This window comes from Flavobacterium aquaticum, assembly GCF_003259835.1.
Classification (GTDB): domain Bacteria; phylum Bacteroidota; class Bacteroidia; order Flavobacteriales; family Flavobacteriaceae; genus Flavobacterium; species Flavobacterium aquaticum.
Window position 1 is genome coordinate 108,215 of record NZ_QLMI01000004.1, and the last position, 19,680, is coordinate 127,894.

At 33.6% G+C, this 19,680-nt stretch carries 15 protein-coding genes and 2 tRNA genes; 7 read left to right on the plus strand and 10 right to left on the minus strand.

Features of this window, described 5'->3' with window-relative positions:
• The first annotated feature begins 3 nt into the window (after positions 1-3).
• Together B0I03_RS07320 and B0I03_RS07325 are read left to right on the plus strand one after the other, a co-directional pair.
• Positions 4-1,092 (plus strand): peptidylprolyl isomerase, encoded by a 1,089-nt coding sequence (locus B0I03_RS07320; RefSeq protein WP_111566805.1) that lies wholly within the window; start codon positions 4-6, stop codon positions 1,090-1,092.
• A gap of 8 nt (positions 1,093-1,100) precedes the next feature.
• On the plus strand, positions 1,101-2,111 hold the full coding sequence (locus B0I03_RS07325; RefSeq protein WP_111566806.1) for a peptidylprolyl isomerase: 1,011 nt from the start codon (positions 1,101-1,103) through the stop codon (positions 2,109-2,111).
• A gap of 49 nt (positions 2,112-2,160) precedes the next feature.
• Here B0I03_RS07325 and B0I03_RS07330 read toward each other — a convergent pair whose 3' ends face one another.
• The 6 genes from B0I03_RS07330 to proS form a co-directional block, all read right to left on the minus strand.
• Positions 2,161-2,592: a hypothetical protein gene (locus B0I03_RS07330; protein ID WP_111566807.1), complete on the minus strand. Its 432-nt coding sequence runs from the start codon at positions 2,590-2,592 to the stop codon at positions 2,161-2,163.
• A 45-nt stretch (positions 2,593-2,637) separates the two neighbouring features.
• Positions 2,638-4,437, minus strand: a complete 1,800-nt coding sequence (typA, locus tag B0I03_RS07335; RefSeq protein WP_111566808.1) for a translational GTPase TypA — start codon at positions 4,435-4,437, stop codon at positions 2,638-2,640.
• 144 nt (positions 4,438-4,581) lie between these two features.
• Positions 4,582-4,833: a 30S ribosomal protein S20 gene (rpsT, locus tag B0I03_RS07340; protein ID WP_026724626.1), complete on the minus strand. Its 252-nt coding sequence runs from the start codon at positions 4,831-4,833 to the stop codon at positions 4,582-4,584.
• Positions 4,834-4,989: 156 nt separating this feature from the next.
• A tRNA-Glu gene (locus B0I03_RS07345) sits at positions 4,990-5,061 on the minus strand.
• 30 nt (positions 5,062-5,091) lie between these two features.
• A tRNA-Glu gene (locus B0I03_RS07350) sits at positions 5,092-5,163 on the minus strand.
• Positions 5,164-5,279: 116 nt separating this feature from the next.
• Complete coding sequence (proS, locus tag B0I03_RS07355; RefSeq protein WP_111566809.1) at positions 5,280-6,758, minus strand: proline--tRNA ligase; 1,479 nt, start codon at positions 6,756-6,758, stop codon at positions 5,280-5,282.
• A 101-nt stretch (positions 6,759-6,859) separates the two neighbouring features.
• Between proS and B0I03_RS07360 the strand changes: the two genes are divergently transcribed.
• The 5 genes from B0I03_RS07360 (at position 6,860) to B0I03_RS07380 (ending at position 11,510) form a co-directional block, all read left to right on the plus strand.
• Complete coding sequence (locus tag B0I03_RS07360; protein WP_146603270.1) at positions 6,860-7,822, plus strand: hypothetical protein; 963 nt, start codon at positions 6,860-6,862, stop codon at positions 7,820-7,822.
• A 23-nt stretch (positions 7,823-7,845) separates the two neighbouring features.
• Positions 7,846-9,321: an OmpP1/FadL family transporter gene (locus B0I03_RS07365; protein ID WP_111566811.1), complete on the plus strand. Its 1,476-nt coding sequence runs from the start codon at positions 7,846-7,848 to the stop codon at positions 9,319-9,321.
• 189 nt (positions 9,322-9,510) lie between these two features.
• Positions 9,511-10,815: a 30S ribosomal protein S12 methylthiotransferase RimO gene (gene rimO, locus B0I03_RS07370; protein ID WP_111566812.1), complete on the plus strand. Its 1,305-nt coding sequence runs from the start codon at positions 9,511-9,513 to the stop codon at positions 10,813-10,815.
• 3 nt (positions 10,816-10,818) lie between these two features.
• Positions 10,819-11,193 carry a hypothetical protein gene (locus B0I03_RS07375; protein ID WP_111566813.1) on the plus strand — a complete coding sequence of 125 codons (375 nt, stop codon included), beginning with the start codon at positions 10,819-10,821 and terminating at the stop codon, positions 11,191-11,193.
• 80 nt (positions 11,194-11,273) lie between these two features.
• Positions 11,274-11,510, plus strand: coding sequence for a DUF465 domain-containing protein (locus B0I03_RS07380; RefSeq protein WP_111566814.1), 237 nt, complete (start codon positions 11,274-11,276; stop codon positions 11,508-11,510).
• Between the two features lie 46 nt (positions 11,511-11,556).
• Here the strand turns inward: B0I03_RS07380 and B0I03_RS07385 are convergent, their stop codons facing one another.
• From B0I03_RS07385 to B0I03_RS07400, 4 genes are all read right to left on the minus strand, one after another.
• Positions 11,557-12,975: an MBL fold metallo-hydrolase gene (locus tag B0I03_RS07385; RefSeq protein WP_111566815.1), complete on the minus strand. Its 1,419-nt coding sequence runs from the start codon at positions 12,973-12,975 to the stop codon at positions 11,557-11,559.
• Positions 12,976-13,054: 79 nt separating this feature from the next.
• Positions 13,055-14,206: a peptidoglycan endopeptidase gene (locus tag B0I03_RS07390; protein ID WP_111566816.1), complete on the minus strand. Its 1,152-nt coding sequence runs from the start codon at positions 14,204-14,206 to the stop codon at positions 13,055-13,057.
• A 95-nt stretch (positions 14,207-14,301) separates the two neighbouring features.
• Positions 14,302-16,566 (minus strand): aconitate hydratase, encoded by a 2,265-nt coding sequence (locus B0I03_RS07395; RefSeq protein ID WP_111566817.1) that lies wholly within the window; start codon positions 16,564-16,566, stop codon positions 14,302-14,304.
• A 124-nt stretch (positions 16,567-16,690) separates the two neighbouring features.
• A complete protein-coding gene (locus tag B0I03_RS07400; protein WP_111567018.1) occupies positions 16,691-19,462 on the minus strand; it encodes a bifunctional aconitate hydratase 2/2-methylisocitrate dehydratase in 2,772 nt (923 codons plus the stop codon).
• Positions 19,463-19,680: the final 218 nt, after the last annotated feature.

Here is a 19,680-nt window from a genome sequence, read left to right on the forward strand (position 1 = left end):
CTAATGAAAATTACTTCTATTTTATTATTAAGCATTGTTACATTTTTTGCTTCCTGTTCAAAATCTTATGACAGCCTTAAAGAAGGTTTGTATGCCGATATTGAAACTTCAAAAGGAAACATGATTGTAAAATTAGAATTTGAAAAAGTTCCGAATACAGTTGCTAATTTCGTAACCTTAGCCGAGGGAAAAAATCCTTTCGTAAGCGAAGAATTTAAAGGAAAACCTTTTTACGACGGATTAAAATTTCACCGTGTAATTGCTGATTTTATGATTCAAGGTGGCGATCCGAATGGAGATGGTTCTGGTGGACCAGGTTATAAATTTAAAGATGAATTTCATCCTGATTTAAGACATTCAAAAGCCGGAATTTTATCAATGGCTAATGCTGGACCAAGTACTAATGGAAGCCAGTTTTTCATCACTCACAAAGAAACACCTTGGCTAGATAATATGCATACTGTTTTTGGTGAAGTAGTTGAAGGATTAGAAATCATTAATACTATCACTGCTGATGATGTGATAGAAAAAATCACAATTATTAGAATTGGAAATACGGCTAAAAAGTTTGATGCCGTAAAGATTTTCAAAAACTACTATTCTTCGGTTGCTAAAGAAATTAAAGAAGCAGAAGAAAAGGCAAAGCAAATTATTGAAAATAAAGCTAAAGAAATTACCACCTTAAAAGCAACAGGAACCAAAACAAAATCAGGTTTAATTTATCAAATCATTAAAAAAGGTGGCGATAAAAAACCTTCAAATGGAACTCAAGTTAATGTTAATTACGCTGGATATTTAGAAAATGGTCAGCTTTTTGATACGAGTTACGAAGATGTTGCAAAATTATTTGGGAAATTTAATCAACAAAGAGCACAACAAGGCGGCTATACTCCTATTCCATCAACAATAGGAAATCTTCAATTTATTCCTGGATTTATTGAAGGAATTAACATGATGAACTTTGGAGACAAATTAATGTTGTATATCCCTTCAGAATTAGGATATGGTCAAGAAGGCGCTGGTGATGTTATCCCTCCTAACGCAAATATTGTATTTGAAGTGGAACTTTTAGAATTTAAACCAACAAACTAAAAAATAAAATGAAAAACATTTCTAAATTATTAATACTAGTGTTAAGCTACACCACATTTTCTGTAGCACAAAACAAAACACAAGAAGGAATTTTTGCTGAATTCAATACAACAAAAGGAAAAATTGTAGCAGCTTTAGAATACAAAAAAACTCCTGTTACAGTTGCTAATTTTATTTCGCTTGCTGAAGGAAAAAATCCAAAAGCAGATGCAAAATTTAAAGGAAAACCATACTATAATGGTTTAAAATTTCACCGCGTTATCGCTGATTTTATGATTCAAGGTGGTTGTCCTGATGGAAAAGGTTCGGGTGGTCCAGGTTATAAATTTGATGATGAAATTGTTGCTGATTTAAAGCATTCTGGTAAAGGAATTTTATCAATGGCAAATGCTGGACCAGCTACTAACGGAAGTCAGTTTTTTATCACTCACAAAGCTACACCATGGTTAGATGGAAAACACACCGTTTTTGGACATGTAACTAGCGGATTAGACATTGTAGATAAAATTGTACAAGATGATGTTATTACATCTGTAAAAATTATTAGAGTAGGAAAAGAAGCTAAAAAATTCAATGCCGAAAAAACGTTTGCAGATTACTTTGTAAAAAAAGAAGCAGCTGAAAAATTAGCTGTAGAAAAACAAAAAGAAGCCAAAGAAAAAGCTTTAAAAGAATTTGCAAATGCAGCAACTACACCAAGTGGTTTAAAATATATTGTATTACAAGAAGGAACAGGAAACAAACCAGTTGCAACAAGTAACGTTAAAGTACATTATACAGGAATGTTATTAGACGGAAAAGTTTTTGACAGTAGTGTACAAAGGGGAGAAACTATCGATTTTGGTTTGAACCAAGTAATTAAAGGTTGGACAGAAGGTGTTCAATTAATGCCTGAAGGTTCTAAATACAAATTCTATATTCCTTCTAATTTAGCTTATGGTGAAAGAGGTGCAGGCGGTGTTATTCCTCCAAATGCAGATTTAATTTTTGAAATTGAATTAATCAAGATAAACCAATAAATAAAAAAGCCGCTAAGTTAATTAGCGGCTTTTTTTATACTTACTTGAATTAAAATCTCCAGTCAAATTCATCTTTATCACTAAAAACAGCTCCTACTTCAATCTTAACAATTTCGTTATAATCTACGTGGAAAAACACCCAGTTTTCCTCGTTAAAATAACTTATCATTCCTTCTATCGTATCGGTTTCAAATGGTTTAATTTTATTTTTTTCCAAAAGTGGATACACATCACTCCAATTTTTACCAATTACAGTTGTATTGAACAACTTAATAATCGGATTTGTTGTTGTCATATATCCTAATCTAAAATCTTCTTCTTTATAAAAAATCAAGCGAAGTTTTCTAGCGTTATACATGAACACAACATTCTCTTCTTCATCTTTATATTGCGTATCGGGTTTACCCAAAATTTTAGTAACATCTTGCTCTTTCATTCCGAAAAGCAAATTGTCAATTCCGTATTTTAATTTAATTTCCATTCTTGTTTATGCTAAAAAATCCCGACTTTCATCGGGATTTAAAAATTATGCTATTTTGAAACGTTTTCTATCGTTTTCATTCAAATAGATTTTACGTAAACGTAACGATTTTGGTGTTACCTCAACATATTCATCTTTCTGAATGTACTCTAATGCTTCTTCTAATGAGAATTTGATTGCAGGAATAATTCTTGCTTTATCATCATTTCCAGAAGAACGTACGTTTGTTAATTTTTTAGTTTTAGTTACATTCACCACCATATCATCTCCACGTGAATTTTCACCAATTACCTGACCTTCGTAGATATCTTCATTAGGATCAACGAAGAATTTACCTCTGTCTTGTAATTTATCAATAGAATAAGGAATTGCTTTTCCGTTTTCCATAGAAATTAACGACCCACCTAAACGTCCTGGAATTTCACCTTTGAATGGTTGGTAATCAATAAAACGGTGCGACATAATAGCTTCACCAGCTGTAGCCGTTAATAATTGATTTCTCAATCCAATAATTCCACGAGATGGAATGTTGAATTTGATAATCATACGCTCTCCTTTAGGCTCCATAGATAACATTTCACCTTTACGGATTGTTACAAATTCAACCGCTCTACCTGAAAGATTTTCTGGTAAATCAACTGTTAATTCTTCAATTGGCTCACATTTAACACCATCGATTTCTTTGATGATAACTTGTGGTTGTCCAATTTGTAACTCATATCCTTCTCTTCTCATAGTTTCAATTAAAACCGATAAGTGAAGTACGCCACGACCAAATACTAAGAATTTATCAGCAGAATCCGTTTCATTAACTCTTAATGCTAAGTTTTTCTCTAACTCTTTGTTCAAACGATCTTTAATGTGACGAGAAGTTACAAATTTACCTTCTTTACCAAAGAAAGGAGAATCGTTAATTGTAAACAACATACTCATTGTTGGCTCATCAATTGCAATAGAAGTTAAAGCTTCTGGATTTTCAAAATCAGCAACTGTATCACCAATTTCGAAACCTTCTAAACCTACGATCGCACAGATATCACCTGCTACAACTTCTTCTACTTTTTTACGACCTAAACCTTCAAAAGTATGTAATTCTTTAATTTTTGATTTGCTTATTTTTCCATCTCTTTTTACCAAAGAAATATTCATTCCTTCACGTAAAACACCTCTTTGTAAACGACCAATCGCGATACGACCAGTAAATGAAGAGAAATCTAAAGATGTAATTAACATTTGAGGCGTTCCTTCAGAAACTTTAGGAGCTGGAACATGTTCCAAAACCATATCTAATAAAGGCTCTATATTTTCTGTTTGATTTCTGAAATCATCAGACATCCAGTTGTTTTTTGCCGAACCGTAAACTGTTGGGAAATCTAACTGCTCTTCAGTTGCACCTAATTCAAACATTAAGTCGAAAACTTTTTCGTGAACTTCTTCTGGAGTACAGTTTTCTTTATCTACTTTATTAATAACCACACAAGGTTTTAAACCTAAGTCAATCGCTTTTTGTAATACGAAACGCGTTTGTGGCATTGGTCCTTCAAAAGCATCTACTAAAAGACAAACACCATCTGCCATATTAAGTACACGCTCTACTTCACCACCAAAATCGGCGTGACCTGGAGTATCGATAATGTTGATTTTTGTTCCTTTGTAAGTTACAGAAACGTTTTTAGAAGTAATAGTAATACCTCTTTCACGCTCTAAGTCATTATTATCTAAGATTAAATCTCCTGTGTTTTCGTTTTCACGAAACAACTGACAGTGGTACATGATTTTATCAACCAAAGTAGTTTTACCGTGGTCAACGTGGGCAATAATTGCGATGTTTCTAATAGAAGTCATTTATAAAATTTTTGAAGGTGCAAAGGTAATGTTTATTTTGATAAAAACACTATAGTAATCAATACTTTAGTAGAAATAACATAATAATAACGTATAAAAAAAGCTCTCAAAATGAGAGCTTTAGTATATTTCACTAACAGTAGACTATAAAGAAGCTACGTGTTTAGTTAATTTAGATTTTAAGTTAGAAGCTTTATTATCGTGGATAATATTTTTCTTAGCTAATTTATCAATCATAGAAATTACAGTTGATAATTTTGCAGAAGCCTCAGCTTTGTCAGTAGCTAAACGAATAGCTTTGATAGCGTTACGAGTAGTTTTGTGTTGGTATCTGTTTAATACTCTTCTTTTCTCGTTACTTCTAATTCTTTTTAAAGCAGATTTATGATTTGCCATTTTGTTCTTTTTTTAATTGTAATAATTGTTATAAACTACTAGTTAAAAAAGAAAAACCTCCCACATTCGCCTAGGCGAACACTTTGGTTTTAACTAATAAAATAATAACCGAGACACCAATTACTATTTTATAAAACTTATTTACAACTAATTTTGTAGCCCGTAGGGGAATCGAACCCCTCTTACCAGGATGAAAACCTGGCGTCCTAACCGATAGACGAACGGGCCATTAACCAATTCTTTTAATCTCAATATTTGTAGCCCGTAGGGGAATCGAACCCCTCTTACCAGGATGAAAACCTGGCGTCCTAACCGATAGACGAACGGGCCATCTCATACTCTGAACTCTTAAAGAGCTCATTTCTGTAATGCGAGTGCAAAGATAAACACATTTTTTATTCCTGCAATAGCATCAATATTTTTTTTTCGCTTTTTTTACTATTTTTTTAGTAAGCCTTTGCAAATAAGACTCTTCCAGTTGAAGGCTTTCCTGTTAAAACACAAGTTCCTGCTTCTTCTACTCTATCTAAAGCAATACAACGGATGGTTGCTTTTGTTAATTCTTTGATTTTTTCTTCAGTTTCTGCTGTTCCGTCCCAATGTGCTGCTAAGAAACCACCTTTTGTTTCTAAAACGTCTTTAAACTCTTCAAAAGAATTCACTTCAGTTATATGTGTGTTTCTGTAATCCAATGCTTTAGCAAATAAATCATTTTGAATCGTTGCTAATAAATTCTGAATATAAGCCGCTACTCCATCTTTAGCAACTACCTCTTTTGATAAATTATCTCTACGCGCAATTTCGTAAGTTCCGTTCTCTAAATCGTTTGGCCCAAGAGCAATACGAACTGGAACACCTTTTAATTCCCATTCCGCAAATTTGAATCCTGGTTTTTGAGTATCTCTATTATCGTATTTAACTGAAATACCTAATTTTCTCAATTCTGCAACTAAACCATTTACTTGTTCAGAAATAGCATCAAACTGCTCTTCAGTCTTATAAATTGGAACAATCACCACTTGAATTGGCGCTAAGTTTGGAGGCAATACCAATCCTTTATCATCAGAATGCGTCATAACTAAAGCTCCCATCAAACGGGTTGAAACTCCCCAAGAAGTTCCCCAAACATGTTCTTGCTTTCCTTCTTTATTAGCAAATTTAACATCAAAAGCTTTAGCAAAATTTTGACCTAAGAAATGTGAAGTTCCCGCTTGCAACGCTTTTCCGTCTTGCATTAACGCTTCAATACAATACGTTTCATCAGCTCCAGCAAAACGTTCTGTTTCTGTTTTTAAACCTTTGATAACTGGAATTGCCATAAAATTTTGAACGAAATCAGCATACACATTCATCATTTTTTCAGATTCTTCAATCGCTTCTTGACGTGTTGCATGTGCCGTGTGTCCTTCTTGCCATAAAAATTCAGCTGTTCTTAAAAACAAACGCGTTCTCATTTCCCAACGAACCACATTTGCCCATTGATTAATTAGCAAAGGTAAATCTCTGTACGATTGCACCCATCCTTTGTAAGTTGACCAAATAATAGCTTCAGAAGTTGGACGAACGATTAATTCTTCTTCTAATTTAGCATTTGGATCTACCATTAATTTTCCTGGTCTTTCCTCATCATTTTTCAAACGATAATGCGTCACAATGGCACATTCCTTAGCAAAGCCTTCAGCATTTTTCTCTTCAGCTTCAAACATGCTTTTTGGAACAAACAAGGGGAAATAAGCATTACTATGTCCTGTTTCTTTAAACATTCTATCTAGTTCAGCTTGCATTTTTTCCCAAATTGCATAGCCGTATGGTTTAATCACCATACATCCTCTTACTCCTGAATTTTCTGCTAAATCAGCCTTTACGACTAGTTCGTTATACCATTTGGAATAATCTTCCGCTCTTGTTGTTAAGTTCTTGCTCATTATGAATATTTTGGCACAAAAATTGTTTGTATAAATTTTAACTAATTTGTTTGGCAAAAATAGTTAAATTTGAAGTGTCCAACAATAAAAAAATAAGAGTTATGAAAACTTATTACTTGTTTACCAAAAAAAATGCCATATTTTCTTTGTTTGGATTATTGGCAATAATCACAACTTCATGTGGTTCCTATCAAAATTCATCCTACTATGACAATGATGGAGTTTATGGTTCTGAAAGATCTAACACAGTAGTTGAAAATAAATATTCTGAGCAAAATTTAGAAAAATCTAATAAATATGCTGAGCAATTTAAAACAATGCAAGAGGATTATTCCTATTTTACTGACGTAGATAGTTATCAATCTCAAGAAGCTCAAGATACTGTTGTAACCGTTTATAGAAATGAATCTAACAACAATTATGCTGGATGGGGCAATAACTCATCTGATGTAACCATCAATTATTACAATAATGGCTGGGGTTGGAACAACTGGTATTCTCCATATTGGGGAATTGGATGGAATTGGGGTTGGAACTCTTGGTATGGAAACAACTGGGGATGGGGATGGAACTCTTGGTACGGTCCTGGATGGGGCTGGGGTTGGAATAATTGGTATGGCCCAGGATGGGGAGGTTACTACGGAGCTGGATGGGGATGGAACGGATACTATGGTTATGGCAGAGATGTTGTATACAATGGTGGAAGAAGAGGCGGATCTGCTTATCATAATACATCTAGAGGAAGAGATAACTATTCAAATGGAAGAACAAACACTCCTAGACCAAATTTCAACAGTACAAGAAGCACTCCTAGAACAAGAGAAAATGGTACAAGATCAAATGTAACTCCAAGAACTCCAAGAGAAAATTCAACTGAAACTCCTAGAAATAATAACTATTCTACCCCTAGAAGCAACAACAACTCTACTCCTAGAACTAACAACAACTATTCTACTCCTAGAAGCTCTTCCGGAGGTAGTTTTGGTGGAAGCCGAGGAGGTAGTTTTGGTGGTAGCTCTGGAGGTGGTCGTTCAGGTGGCGGATCTAGAGGCGGTAGAGGTTAATTATTTAATAGTATAAAATGTATATGAAAAAGATATTTTTAATTGCAGCACTTAATATTTCATTTCTATCAATTGCTCAAGAAATGACAACCGCGGATGCTCTTAGATACGCTGTTGAAAACATGAATGGAACCGCTCGATTTAGAGGGATGAGTGGTGCTTTTGGAGCTGTAGGTGGCGATTTATCAGCTATAAGTATTAACCCTGCTGGTTCATTATTTTTTAATAATAATTTTGCAAGTGTAACAGTTTCTAGTTTTAATAATAGTAATAATGCCAATTACTTTGGAACAAAAAGCAAAGAAAACTTTAGTACTTTAGACTTAAATCAAGTTGGAGCAGTATTAGTATTTAGCGATGCTTCTGGAAAATCTGATTGGAATAAAATTTCTGTTGCACTAAATTATGATAACACAAATAATTTTGACAACAGAATGTTTATTGCCGGAAGAAATCCTTCTAACTCAATTTCACAATATTTTGTTGATCAAGCTAACTTTATAGCAAACACCCCATTTAATGATTACCAATACGAAATGGGTTATGATACTTACATAATAAACCCATCTGAAGACGATCCTAATGTTTTTGTCTCTAATGTTTCGCCTGGAGGTAATTATTATCAAGATTATTTTTCAACTTCTAATGGATACAATGGAAAATTAACGGCAAACGTAGCTACTAGCTATAAAGACAAGTTATTCTTAGGAATAAACCTTAACGCACATTTTACTGATTATGTAACCACAAGTCGCCTTTATGAATATAATAGCAACCCAGAAAACCCTAACACTCAACCAACAGTTCGAGAAATTGTTTTTGACAATCAATTAAGCACTTATGGTTCTGGTTTTTCATTTAATTTAGGAGCTATCTATAAAATAAATGAATCGTTACGAATTGGAGCTGCTTACGAATCACCAACATGGTACAGATTAAATGATGAATTAGTTCAGGATTTATATACTTATGGAAATGTTAATGTTCCTTCTGGAGATGAAAACCGTTCCTACGCAAGTCCGATTTTTGTTTTTCCAACATACAAATTGAGAACTCCAAGCAAAATTACGGCAAGTGCAACCTATATTTTTAACAAAAAGGGATTAATAAGTATTGATTTAGCTGAAAAAGATTATAGTAACACCGAATTTAAAAACACCAATCAAAATGATTTTAGAGATTTGAATTCTCAAATGAGTTTAAATTTGAAAAAAGCTTTTGAGCTAAGAATTGGTGGTGAATACAAAATTAAACAATGGAGCTTAAGAGGAGGTTATCGTTTTGAAGAAAGCCCATATGAAACTGGAGATATTATTGGAGACTTAACAGGATATTCTGCTGGAGTTGGATACAACTTTGGAGAAAGTAAATTAGATCTATCTTACGCAAATTCTCACAGAAATTACAATCAGAATTTAATTTCTTCAGGAATGACAGATACTGCTAGAATTAGAAACGTTCAAAACAATGTAACGCTTACTTACTCTATCAATTTCTAAGTAATTAAGAACAAGATATCAAACCACTTCTTCAACCGAAGTGGTTTTTTTATACCGAAACCACAACTCATAGCCCCGATGGGAGCGACACCTTGTATAGCGGACAGCGGGACAGACCTTTAAAAAAATCCCAAACGCTGGTGCTTCTACTAATTATTTTATGTAATTTTGCACCTCAAATTTAAAAGCATGAGAACCAAATCGTTAAAGAAAAATAAAATCAATGTAATTACACTTGGATGTTCTAAAAACACTTATGATAGTGAGGTTTTAATGGGACAACTAAAAGCCAATGGAAAAGATGTAGCACATGAACAAGAAGGCAACATCGTGGTAATTAACACTTGTGGTTTTATTGATAATGCAAAAGAAGAATCTGTTAATACGATTTTGGAATATGTAGATAAAAAAGATCAAGGTTTAGTAGATAAAGTATTCGTTACCGGATGTTTATCTGAAAGATACCGTCCTGACTTAGAGAAGGAAATTCCAGATGTTGACCAATATTTTGGAACTACAGAGTTACCTCTTTTATTGAAAGCTTTAGGAGCTGATTACAAACATGAATTATTAGGAGAACGTTTAACTACAACTCCAAAAAATTACGCCTATTTAAAAATTGCGGAAGGTTGTGACAGACCTTGTAGTTTTTGTGCGATTCCGTTAATGCGTGGTAAACACGTTTCGCAACCTATTGAAAAATTGGTTAAAGAAGCAGAAGGTTTGGCTAAAAAAGGAGTAAAAGAATTAATTTTAATTGCCCAAGATTTAACTTACTACGGATTAGATTTATATAAAAAACGTAATCTTGCCGAATTATTAGAAAACTTAGTTAAAGTAGAAGGAATTGAATGGATTCGTTTGCATTATGCTTTTCCAAGTGGTTTCCCAATGGACGTTTTAGATGTAATGAAACGCGAACCAAAAATTTGTAATTACATTGATATTCCGTTACAACATATTTCAGATGATATTTTAAAATCGATGAAACGTGGTACAACAAAGGAAAAAACAACTAAATTATTACAAGAATTTAGAGAGCGTGTTCCAGGAATGACAATTAGAACTACTTTGATCGTAGGTTATCCGGGGGAAACTCAAAAAGATTTCGAAATTTTACGTGATTGGGTACAAGAAATGAAATTTGAGCGTTTAGGTTGTTTTACGTATTCGCATGAGGAAAATACTGGTGCTTTTGTCTTAGAAGACGATGTTCCACAGGAAGTAAAACAATCACGTGCTGCTGAAATTATGGATTTACAATCGCAAATTTCTTGGGATTTAAATCAGGAGAAAATTGGACAAACTTTCAAATGTGTTATCGATAGAAAAGAAGGACAATATTTTATCGGAAGAACTGAATTCGACAGTCCAGATGTAGATAATGAAGTATTAGTTGATGCTTCAAAATTCTATTTAAAAACCGGTGATTTTGTAAACTTAAAAGTAATAGATGCTACAGAATTTGATTTGTATGCAGAACCAATATCATAAACTATGAAAAAAATATTTTTTTTAATTCTTATTAGTTTTTCTTTTTTCAATTCTAACGCACAAGTTAATAGAAGAATGGAAGCAGGACAATATAGCAAGGGAAATGAAAATAAAAAAGTTGATTACGTTGAATCTTCTGTTGAAAAATTAAAGAAAGAACTAAATCTTGATGGTTTCCAAGAAGCTATTGTTCGTAATCTTATAAAGGACAATCAATCAAAATCAAAAGAAATCATTGAAACATCTATTTACAGTGATATAGAAAAAAAGAATCTACTAACAGAAATAGGTGAAAAATTCAACACTGAAATAAAGAAAATACTTTCGCCCGAACAATTAGAAAAATACGAAAAATTCATTGCGAAAAAGAAAAAATAGCATTTCCAAAATGATATTTATCATACGCAATACTAGTTAAATTTAGTAAATTTGAGTATACTAATTTAAAAACCAGCGTTATGATAACTAAACATCCTATTTATCAAGATTTTCCTGAATATGCAGACAAAATTAAAAACCTATATCACAACAATGATGAATTTCAGGTTTTGTTAAAATCGTATACAGATTTAGATGAGAAAATATACAAAATTGAAACCGACGAAGAATTAGCTATGGATGATGAATTATCACATCTTAGAAAAGATCGCGTGTTTCTAAAAGATGAAATATTTAACTTTTTAAAAGATAGTTAATTTTTTTACTAAATAAATAAACCGCTTAAAAGCGGTTTATTTATTTTTATAATAATGTAGAAGGACAAACATAGTTGGTTTTGGGCAATTGAGTTGTCTTAGCAATTTCATTATAACCACCCGAAACATCCATAAAATTATCCAAACCTCTTTGTTTTAGAATAGAAGCTGCAATCATACTTCTGTAACCACCTGCACAATAAATAACGAAAGATTTATCTTTAGGAAAGCTATCTAATTTAGCATTCAATTGGTTCAATGGAATATTTACCGATTTCAATAAATGTTCCGAATCAAATTCGCTTTTCTTACGAACATCAAATAATGGGAAATCAGCTGTTTTAAGTAATGCTTCTAATTGTTCTCCCGTAATTCTTTTTAAAGAATCTATTTCTTTTTCTGCTTGTTTCCAAGATTCAAAACCACCTTCTAAATAACCGATGGTATTATCATATCCTACTCTCGAAAGACGAATCATACATTCTTCTTCCCTACCAGGTTCTGTAACTAAAAGAATAGCTTGATTGATATCGGAAATCATTTCACCAACCCACATCGCAAAACTGCCATCAATTCCAATATTAATACTATTCGGAATAAACCCTTTTGCAAAATCATTGGCATTTCTAGTATCTAAAATTAAAGCGCCAGATACATTTGCTAAAGTTTCAAATTCATTTGGATTCAAAGGCTTTTTACCTTTCTCAATAACTTTATCTAACGATTCATATCCTTTTAAATTCAATAATACGTTTTTTGGAAAATAGCCAGGTGGCGTTGTCAGCCCAGTAAGCAATTCTTTTACAAACTCATCTTCTGTCATATTTGGTCGAAGCGCATAATTGGTTCGTTTTTGATTTCCTAATGTATCCGTAGTTTCCTTACTCATATTTTTTCCACAAGCACTTCCAGCTCCATGATTTGGATATACAATTAAATCATCAGATAACGGCATGATTTTCTCACGAAGCGAATGATATAATAAGCGAGCTAATTTATCTTGCGTTAAATCAGCAATAACGTGTTGAGCTAAATCCGGGCGACCTACATCACCAATAAACAAAGTATCACCTGATATAATTCCATGCTCCTTATCATTCTCATCAATTAATAAATAAGTTGTGCTTTCCATGGTATGACCAGGCGTATGAATGGCTTTTATTTTATAATTTCCAATGGTAAAAAACTGACCATCAGAAGCGATTAAAGCTTCGTAATTTGGTTTTGCCGTAGGTCCAAAAACAATTTGAGCTCCTGTTTTTGCTTTTAAATCCAAATGACCGCTTACAAAATCGGCATGAAAATGCGTTTCAAAAACATATTTGATTTTAGCATTGTCTTTTTTTGCTCGGTCGATATAAGGTTGGACTTCTCTTAGCGGATCAAAAATAGCTGCTTCACCATTATTTTCAACGTAATAAGCAGCATGCGCAATGCAACCTGTATAAATTTGTTCTACTTTCATGACATAACTTTTAGAAGTTACGAATTTACATGCTAGTAGTTGGAAGTAAAATGATAAATATCATGTAGAAAACTATCGATTAATTTTCTAAAACACGATTAATTTGGATAAAACGTTTTTTGTAATAAGGTTCTTCGGTAGATGAAATAATAACTCCAGCTTGTACAGAGGAATGAATAAATTTAATTTCATCGCCGTTAATTTCGGTAATCATTCCCACGTGATTGATACTTCCTCTACCATTGGTTGTAAAGAAAATTAAATCGCCTTTTTGCGCTTGACTCCTATCAATTTTAAAACCTGCTCCAACTGCCATTGAGCTTGAAGAACGAGGCAAAGTCATATCAATATGTTTAAAAGTAGAAAACATTAAACCAGAACAATCAAAACCAGCACTCGTAGTTCCACCACCTCTATATCTAGTTCCAATGTATTGCGAAGCTTTCGCAATTAAAAATTCGGCTTTAGACATATTTTCTGGAGAAAGTTCTTCGACATCTTTTGGACTACTTACGATTTCATTTTGATGTTTTGCTAACTCTACATCACCTTTTTTAATTACAACTTCATATCCGATTGGTAAATTGGCAATAATTTCAGGATTCATTTCTTCTAAATCCTTCACACTAACTTTGTACTTTTTTGAAAGTCTATATAAAGTTTCGCCTTTAGTTACTGTGTGCACCTTATTTCCTAATTCATCCGTACATAAATTAGAATCCATATTCGTTGGATTAACCCGATTAGCTACTTCAGTAACCACTGTTTTTGTTTCTTTAGGCTTTTTTTCTTTTGGAGTTTCTTTTTCTTTTGGAGTTTCTTTTTTGGCAGAAACCACTATTTTATCACCAATTTGAATCGACTCTGGCTTAATATCGGGATTTAACTCTTTTAATTTTTCTAGACTGATATCGTACTTTTTAGCAATCTTATATAGTGATTCACCTGATTCAACTATATGAGTTTCTGTGGCATTCTTAGATGAAGAAACTTCTTTATTACTCTTTGATTTTGTTTTTTTATTGGGAATTAATAAAACGGTTTTTAACTGTAGTAAAGCACCTTTCGATTTTGGATTTAATTCATAAATGTCTGATTCACTAACATCATACTTTTTAGCAATAGAATAAATGGATTCACCCGAAACCACTGTATGTTTGATTGTCTTTTGAGAAAAAACAACACCACTACAGAAAAAAAGAAAAAAAGTTATAATTTGGAATAATTTCATTTAGAATTAATTTAGATGGATTATATAATTTGACGGTCGCAAGATAAAAAAAACTCCCTTTAAAAAGGGAGTTTTAACATTATTTTAAATTTAAATTACGCTTTTCCTGCCGCAATTAAGTTTAAAGCAGAACCAGCCACAAACCAACCAATTTGACTGTCGTTGTAAGTATGATTTGCTGAAATTATATCTTTTGTTCCATCAGCATGAACAAATTCTAATGTCAGCGATTTCCCTGGTGTAAATTCAGTTAAATCTAAGAAGTTAATCGTATCATCTTCTTGAATTTTATCGTAATCTGATTCATTTGCAAAGGTTAAAGCTAACATTCCTTGTTTTTTCAAATTCGTTTCATGAATACGAGCGAATGATTTTACTAAAACTGCTTTCACACCTAAGAAACGTGGTTCCATAGCCGCGTGCTCACGTGAAGAACCTTCTCCGTAATTATGGTCACCTACAACAATAGATGGAATTCCAGCGGCTTTGTAAGCTCTTTGCACTTTTGGCACTTCGTCATAAGCACCCGTTAATTGATTTTTAACTGAATTTGCTTTTCCGTTGAATGCATTTTCTGCACCAATCAACATATTATTCGAAATATTATCTAAATGTCCGCGGAAACGTAACCAAGGTCCAGCCATTGAAATATGGTCTGTCGTACATTTTCCAAACGCTTTGATTAGCAATTTTGCTCCTGTATAATTTTTACCATCCCAAGCCTCAAAAGGTGCTAACAATTGTAATCGGTCTGAAGTTGGTGAAACCACAACTTCTACGCTAGAACCATCAGCTGCTGGCGCTTGAAATCCTGGATCTTCTACATCAAAACCTTTAGTTGGCAATTCATCTCCAAAAGGCGGATTCAATTTTACCGCTTCTCCTTTATCATTAATTAAAGTATCGGTAATCGGATTAAAATCTAAACGACCTGAAATCGCTAAAGCTGCTACCATTTCTGGAGAAGTTACAAAAGCATGTGTATTTGGATTTCCATCGGCTCTTTTTGAAAAGTTTCGGTTGAACGAATGCACGATGGTGTTTTTTTCTTGTTTGTCTGCTCCTTCTCTATCCCATTGTCCGATACAAGGTCCACAAGCATTTGTAAATACTTTAGTTCCCATTTTTTCGAAATCGGCAATGATTCCGTCTCTTTCAATAGTATAACGAATTTGCTCTGAACCTGGATTAATCCCGAATTCTGCCTTTGGAGTAATTCCATGAGCCACCGCTTGTCTTACAATAGAAGCAGCGCGTGACATATCTTCGTAAGAGGAATTGGTACACGAACCTATTAACCCCCATTCAACTTTTATTGGCCAACCGTTAGCTGCAGCTTCTTCCTTCATTTTAGAAACTGGTGTTCCTCTATCTGGAGTGAAAGGTCCGTTGATGTGTGGCTCTAATTCAGATAAATTGATTTCAATTAATTGGTCGAAATATTTTTCTGGATTCGCATAAACTTCAGCATCAGCAGTTAAGTAAGACGCTACTTTATCGGCAGCATTTACCACACCTTGACGACCAGTTGCTGCTAAATATCTTCTCATAGAATCATCATAACCGAAGGTTGAAGTCGTAGCTCCAATTTCAGCTCCCATGTTGCAAATGGTTCCTTTTCCGGTACACGACATTGATTCGGCACCTTCTCCGAAATATTCTACAATAGCACCAGTTCCTCCTTTTACAGTTAAGATATCCGCTACTTTTAGAATTACATCTTTAGGTGAAGTCCAACCATTTAATTTTCCTGTTAGCTTTACTCCGATTAATTTTGGAAATTTTAATTCCCAAGACATGCCCGACATAACATCTACTGCATCAGCACCACCAACACCAATTGCTAACATTCCTAAACCACCTGCATTTACGGTATGAGAATCGGTTCCAATCATCAAACCACCTGGGAAAGCGTAATTTTCTAATACGATTTGATGAATAATTCCTGAACCTGGTTTCCAAAATCCAATTCCGTATTTATTGGATACTGAAGATAAAAAATCAAAAACTTCTTTTGATTGCTTGTTTGCTAACTCTAAATCTTGTTTCGCACCATTTTTTGCTAAAATTAAATGATCACAGTGAACTGTTGTTGGAACTGCAACTGTCTTTTTTCCTGCGTGCATGAATTGTAATAATGCCATTTGAGCTGTCGCATCTTGACACGCTACTCTATCTGGAGCGAAATCTACATAATCTTTACCTCTTGTAAATGTCTGATTTGGCATTCCTTCCCATAAATGCGAATACAAAATTTTCTCAGACAACGTTAATGGACGTCCAACAATGTCTCGAGCTTTATCCACTCTAGCCGCCATATTAGCGTACACTTTTTCAATCATTTCAATATCGAATGCCATAGTAATAATTTTATTTAGTTATGTTATTTTAAACCTCCTAATTTACAAAAAAATGAACAGATAAAAAATAAAAAAAAGCCTAAGTAGAACTTAGACTTTTTAATTTATAATAATAGCTTCAATATTATCTTACCAATAATTTGTGCGATGGAGCAAACTTAGTTAAGTTAATTCCTTCTACCGCTAATTTGTATTCTTCAATTGAAGGTGTTCTACCTAATACTGTTGATAAAACTACCACTGGAGTAGATGATAATAATGATTCTCCTTTTTTCTCTGCTGTATCTTCAACAACTCTTCCTTGGAACAAACGAGTTGATGTTGCCATAACTGTATCTCCTTTAGACGCTTTTTCTTGGTTACCCATACAAAGGTTACAACCTGGGCGCTCTAAATACAACATGTTTTCGTATTCTGTACGAGCTGCAGCTTTTGGTGCATTATCATCAAATTCAAAACCTGAATATTTTTGTAATACTTCCCAATCACCTTCTGCTTTCAATTCGTCAACAATGTTGTATGTTGGTGGAGCAACTACTAAAGGCGCTTTGAATTCCACTTTACCTTGTTGTCTCTCGATATTTTTAAGCATTTGCGCTAAGATTTTCATATCGCCTTTGTGCACCATACAAGAACCGATGAATCCTAAATCTACTTTTTTATCACCTCCGTAGAAAGAAAGTGGACGAATTGTATCGTGAGTATAACGTTTTGAAACGTCTTTATTATTTACATCGGGGTCAGCAATCATTGGTTCGTTAATCACATCCAAATCTACTTCAACTTCTGCATAATATTTTGCATTAGCATCAGGACGTAAAGCTGGTTTTTCACCTGATTTGATTTCAGCAATACGTTTGTTTGCTTTGTCGATTAATCCTCGAAGTACACGGTTTTTGTTGTCCATGCCTTTATCAATCATGATTTGGATTCTTCCCTTTGCAATTTCTAATGATTCGATTAACGTTTCATCTTCCGAAATACAAATTGAAGCTTTTGCTTTCATTTCGGCTGTCCAATCTGTAAAAGTAAACGCTTGGTCTGCTGTTAATGTTCCTAAATGTACTTCGATGATTCTTCCTTGGAATACGTTTTCACCACCAAATTTATGTAACATTTGCGCTTGCGTAGCATGAACCACATCACGGAAATCCATATAACTTGCCATATTTCCTTTGAAAGTAACTTTTACTGATTCTGGAATTGGCATTGAAGCTTCACCTGTAGCAAGAGCTAAAGCAACTGTTCCTGAATCTGCACCAAAAGCAACTCCTTTAGACATCCTTGTATGTGAATCACCACCAATAATGATAGCCCATTCATCAACCGTAATATCATTTAATACTTTGTGAATTACGTCGGTCATTGCATGATAAACGCCTTTTGGATCACGAGCTGTGATTAAACCGAAGTCGTTCATGAATTGCATTAATTTTGGAATATTAGCTTGTGCTTTTTTATCCCAAACAGAAGCCGTATGACAACCTGATTGATAAGCTCCGTCGACAATTGGAGAAATCACAGTTGCTGCCATAGACTCTAATTCTTGAGCTGTCATTAAACCAGTAGTATCTTGAGAACCTACAATGTTTACTGTTACACGAACATCAGAACCAGCGTGTAATGCTTTTTTAGAAATAGTTCCTACCGCATTTCTATTGAAGATTTTCTCAACAGCTGTTAAACCTTGTCCTTCAACTGAAACTTCTTTTGAAGGTGCATAAACTAGTGGCGCTTCAATTCCAAGAGTTTTAGCTGCGAAAGTTTGGATTTTTTTACCGAAAACAATTGCATAAGAACCACCTGCTTTGATGAATTCCATTTTCTGAGGCGTGAATGCTTTAGAAATGTCAATTAATTCTTTGTCTCCGTTGTATAATTTTTTTGTTTTTGTATTGATAGTTAAAACCGTACCAGTAGCAACTGAATACACTTGCTCTAAAATTGGCTCTCCTTTTTCATCGCGAACTAATTCACCGTTTGCATCTGTTTTTTTCACCCAGTTTTTTAAATCGATTCCAATACCACCTGTTACGTCAACTGTAGTTAAGAAAATTGGAGAAATTCCGTTTGTTCCTCCTACAATTGGAGCGAAATTTACGAATGGTACATAAGGACTTGCTTGTTTACCTGTCCAAAGTGCCACGTTATTCACACCCGACATACGAGAAGAACCTACACCCATTGTTCCTTTTTCAGCAATTAACATTACCGATTTATCCGGATGTTGCGCTTGTAATGCTTTAATTTCTTCTTGCGCTTGAGGTGTAATCATACATTTTCCGTGTAATTCACGGTCAGAACGCGAGTGCGCTTGATTACCTGGAGATAATAAATCGGTTGAAATATCACCTTCACCAGCGATGAAGGTTACTACTTTAATTTCTTCTGCAATTTCTGGAAGTTTAGTGAAGAATTCTGCTTTAGCATAACTTTCTAAAATATTTTTAGCAACGGTATTTCCATTCTCATAAGCTTCTTTGATACGAGCCATATCAGCATCGTAAAGATAAACTTGTGTTTTTAAAACTTCAGCCGCTTGATTTGCAATATTTGAATCATTTCCTAATGCTAAATCTAAAAGTACTTCAATTGAAGGTCCACCTTTCATGTGAGATAACAATTCAAAAGCAAATGTTGGAGTAATTTCAGCAACTACTTCTTGACCAAGAATAATCTCTTTTAAGAATTTTGCTTTTGCACCAGCAGCAGGAGTTGTTCCTGGCAAAGTGTTGTAGATAAAAAACTTCAAACAATCTTGTCTGTTTGCGTTGTTTGTATCTTTAATTTGAGCAATGATTTCGTTTAACAAATCAGCTCTATCAATTGGTTTTGGGTGTAATCCTTGACCTTTTCTTTCTTCGATTTCTTTAATATACTCGTTATAAAGATTCATTTCAGTAGCTAACGCCATACTATAAATAAGTTAATTAGTGTTTGTTGTATTTTTTGGTGGCACAAATTTAATAAATCTTAATTGGATTTAAAAATTTTTAATAAAAAGCCTAAATAGAAGAATTATTATTTATAAACATTCTATTTTAATGGTTATTTTTCAATATTAATAAGAAAATAGGTTAATTATTTACAAATTATTTATTTTGAAGGCAAATT

What these genes read in the sequence shown, in the direction of transcription:
- B0I03_RS07395 (WP_111566817.1), bottom strand. Translation starts at nt 16,566, where the DNA reads ATGGCATTCGATATTGAAATGATTGAAAAAGTGTACGCTAATATGGCG.
- B0I03_RS07385 (WP_111566815.1), bottom strand. Translation starts at nt 12,975, where the DNA reads ATGAAAGTAGAACAAATTTATACAGGTTGCATTGCGCATGCTGCTTAT.
- B0I03_RS07380 (WP_111566814.1), top strand. Translation starts at nt 11,274, where the DNA reads ATGATAACTAAACATCCTATTTATCAAGATTTTCCTGAATATGCAGAC.
- B0I03_RS07365 (WP_111566811.1), top strand. Translation starts at nt 7,846, where the DNA reads ATGAAAAAGATATTTTTAATTGCAGCACTTAATATTTCATTTCTATCA.
- B0I03_RS07325 (WP_111566806.1), top strand. Translation starts at nt 1,101, where the DNA reads ATGAAAAACATTTCTAAATTATTAATACTAGTGTTAAGCTACACCACA.
- B0I03_RS07390 (WP_111566816.1), bottom strand. Translation starts at nt 14,206, where the DNA reads ATGAAATTATTCCAAATTATAACTTTTTTTCTTTTTTTCTGTAGTGGT.
- B0I03_RS07400 (WP_111567018.1), bottom strand. Translation starts at nt 19,462, where the DNA reads ATGAATCTTTATAACGAGTATATTAAAGAAATCGAAGAAAGAAAAGGT.
- B0I03_RS07375 (WP_111566813.1), top strand. Translation starts at nt 10,819, where the DNA reads ATGAAAAAAATATTTTTTTTAATTCTTATTAGTTTTTCTTTTTTCAAT.
- rimO (WP_111566812.1), top strand. Translation starts at nt 9,511, where the DNA reads ATGAGAACCAAATCGTTAAAGAAAAATAAAATCAATGTAATTACACTT.
- rpsT (WP_026724626.1), bottom strand. Translation starts at nt 4,833, where the DNA reads ATGGCAAATCATAAATCTGCTTTAAAAAGAATTAGAAGTAACGAGAAA.
- B0I03_RS07320 (WP_111566805.1), top strand. Translation starts at nt 4, where the DNA reads ATGAAAATTACTTCTATTTTATTATTAAGCATTGTTACATTTTTTGCT.
- B0I03_RS07360 (WP_146603270.1), top strand. Translation starts at nt 6,860, where the DNA reads ATGAAAACTTATTACTTGTTTACCAAAAAAAATGCCATATTTTCTTTG.
- B0I03_RS07330 (WP_111566807.1), bottom strand. Translation starts at nt 2,592, where the DNA reads ATGGAAATTAAATTAAAATACGGAATTGACAATTTGCTTTTCGGAATG.
- proS (WP_111566809.1), bottom strand. Translation starts at nt 6,758, where the DNA reads ATGAGCAAGAACTTAACAACAAGAGCGGAAGATTATTCCAAATGGTAT.
- typA (WP_111566808.1), bottom strand. Translation starts at nt 4,437, where the DNA reads ATGACTTCTATTAGAAACATCGCAATTATTGCCCACGTTGACCACGGT.